The 2,584-nt window shown below is 64.2% G+C and carries 3 protein-coding genes; all 3 read right to left on the reverse strand.

The genetic code is table 11. From position 1 onward, the window contains the following. A partial coding sequence (locus ACFQ6N_RS40235) for a P22 phage major capsid protein family protein (RefSeq protein WP_380659118.1) occupies positions 1 to 882 on the reverse strand: 882 nt, incomplete at its 3' end. A gap of 18 nt (positions 883 to 900) precedes the next feature. Further along, positions 901 to 1,767, reverse strand: coding sequence for a hypothetical protein (locus tag ACFQ6N_RS40240; RefSeq protein WP_380659119.1), 867 nt, complete (start codon positions 1,765 to 1,767; stop codon positions 901 to 903). A 39-nt stretch (positions 1,768 to 1,806) separates the two neighbouring features. Next, positions 1,807 to 2,584, reverse strand: a 778-nt coding sequence (locus tag ACFQ6N_RS40245; RefSeq protein ID WP_380659120.1) for a portal protein, incomplete at its 5' end; no start/stop codon positions are given.

Here is a 2,584-nt window from a genome sequence, read left to right on the forward strand (position 1 = left end):
GATCTGCACGTTGCCCGCGCCGCCAGCGTAGTTGGCAGTCACGCGGAAGTAGCGCGGAACGCCCATGTCGGCGCCAGTGATCGGATGCACCGCGTTGACGCCTGCGATGCTGATGATCGAGCCAGCGGTGATGGCGCCCGTACCAGCGGTGACAGCCAGCGTGGTGCCAGTCTGACCTGCCGCATTGACGGTGTAGCCTGCGCCAGCACCGTTGGTCTGGACCGGCAGCGACAGCTGCTTGTGGAACTCCAGGCCAGCGAACTTGCCAACCGCGTTCTCGCTGAACTCGCCACGCAGCTCATCAGCGGTGTGGAACAGCGGCGCATTGGCCTCGGCCAGGGCGTCGTTGGCATCCACCGAGAAGTGCGCGAAGCGCTCGTCTTCCGGCGCCAGGAAGCGATCCAACATCGAGGACGCATTGCGCCACGGGGTGCGGGTGGCCGGGACGGTGCCCCAGGTGCCGACGACGTTTGAGGTCTGCGCGACCATCGAGGCAAGCAGCACCTGGTTGATCTTGCTGTTCAGCGACGACATCGCCGGGCGCAGGAAGCGCTCGCGGAACCGGCTCAGCTCCAGCTTCTTCTCCTTGGCGGTGAAGGTCAGCGGGACGTGCAGCTGCTGGTCAACGGTCAGGTTGACCGAGGTTTCATTGACGGCCGGAGCGGCGCCACCGCCAGCGAAGTTGGAGCCGGTGTAGGTTACCGGGGTCGGCGGGATCATGACCCGGACCGAATCGCCCTTCTTGTAGCCGTTCACTTCCTCGCTGAACTCGACTTCGCGGTCCAGGTTGATGTTGCGGACAACGCTGTTTTCTTCCCACAGGATCTTCGCCGCCTCGCGGGCGATCATCTGGTGGGTCAGCGCCTGATTGATGTTTGCCATGTGCGTTTCCTCGATTGGTTATCGCTTGCGGCGCTGCTCGCGGTCACGGCGATACCAGTCGTCATCGGTCAGCTTTTCCGGCGGGGTTTCCGTCGGAGCGCGACCACTGACGCGGGGTGCCGGTGCGGGCGCCTGCGAAATGGGCTTGTTGGTCGGGGTTGGCGCGAATGCCGGGGGAGCCGGTTCGGCTTCCTGCTGCGGCGGCGCTGCGTCCAGGCGCGATGCGAAACGGGCGACTGCCCAATCGATCAGTTCCGGCCGGGTGGTGGCCAGTTGGAAAAGCTCGTCCTCGTTCTGAGCGAGGCGATACGCGATCTCAGGGCCACGTTCGTGGACCATGACCGCCTTCTGCAGCTCAGGGATCAGGAACTGCTGCGGGATGGAACCGACGACCTCTTCGAAGTCGGGGTTCTGCGAAGCGAATGCCTGCGCACGATGGGCGTACGCCTGCACCTTCTCCTGCTCCGAGCGGGCTGCAGACTCGGATTTCTGCTGCTCTTCCCACTGCTGGCGCGCCTGCTGGACCTCGTAGCGGGCCGTCTGACGGGCCAGCTCTTCGGGGTCATAGCCTGCGGTTTCCATCGTGGGTGGCTTGGCTTCCTGCTTGGGGAAGCGGGATTCGATGGCGTCGAGTCGCTTTCGCAGCTCGGCGTTCTCGTTGCGCGCCATGTTGGCGTCGTTCTTCAGCCTGTCGATATACTGACCGGTGCGGTTCTTCCGCTTGGTGGCCTCTTCATCGGCCTTCTTGGCTTCGGCCTCTTTGGCCTTCTCAGACTCCTGCGTTGCAGCCTGTTCCTGGGTGGCTGCTTCGGCATCATTCTTCGGCTGAGTCGCGGCCACTGCTTCGCCGCCGCCCTGTTCAAGGGCGTTGTTCTCGTCGCTCATGTCTTCCTCTCGGGATTCGGCCTGACCGGGCCGATGCGGTTAGGCGGGGTAGCCGCCCTGGCTTTCGGGCATAAAAAAGCCGCCCGAAGGCGGCTGTTCTTCCGGCATGGGTGCCGGGTTGGGCGGGGGAAGCCCCATCAGGGACATCGCCGCCAGGTTCTCAAGCTGTTTCCCTTGCGCGTCGGCGCTGTAGAGCGCGGTCTGTGCACGGGATTTATCTGCATCTGCAGCGGCCTTGTCGGCGTCTGCGAGGTCCTTCGGGTTGGGCTGCTGCGGCTCGGGCGCTTCCTCGCCATCCTTCGGCTTGAGCACACCGCCGCTGACCAGAATCTGGCGGAAGGCACTGTCCACGTCGTCCATGCCAGGCAGGTCCATGTTCTTGATCGCGGAGTACGCCATGAGCGAGGCAATCGGCGGCGGCAGACCGAGGCCCATCTGGCCAAGCAGGGTCGTGAAGGCGTCAACGGCCTCCATGCGCTGCGTGGCGAAGCTCGGGCCAGTCGTCACCGTGTAGTCGTATTTCCCCTTGGACAGATCATTCAGGACAATGCGCCGTCCTGTCGCCGGGTCAACCACCTCCTGATACAGCTGCTTCCACTTCTCTCCGCCATCCGGGCCAAGGACACGAACCACTCGCGGCGTGTCGTACACGCGCGGGATCATGTCGCCCAGGATCTTGTAGGTGTACCGAATCGCGTATGCCAGGTTGTCCACGTAATTGAACGTAGCCGTGGCGCCCTGCTGCTGACGGGCCAGGATCCCGCGCCCGCTTGTCTCATTCGACCGCGCGCCAAGGCTGGCGTCATAGATGCCGGTG

This window comes from Kitasatospora sp. NPDC056446 (assembly GCF_042796115.1).
In the GTDB taxonomy this organism is placed as follows: domain Bacteria; phylum Actinomycetota; class Actinomycetes; order Streptomycetales; family Streptomycetaceae; genus Kitasatospora.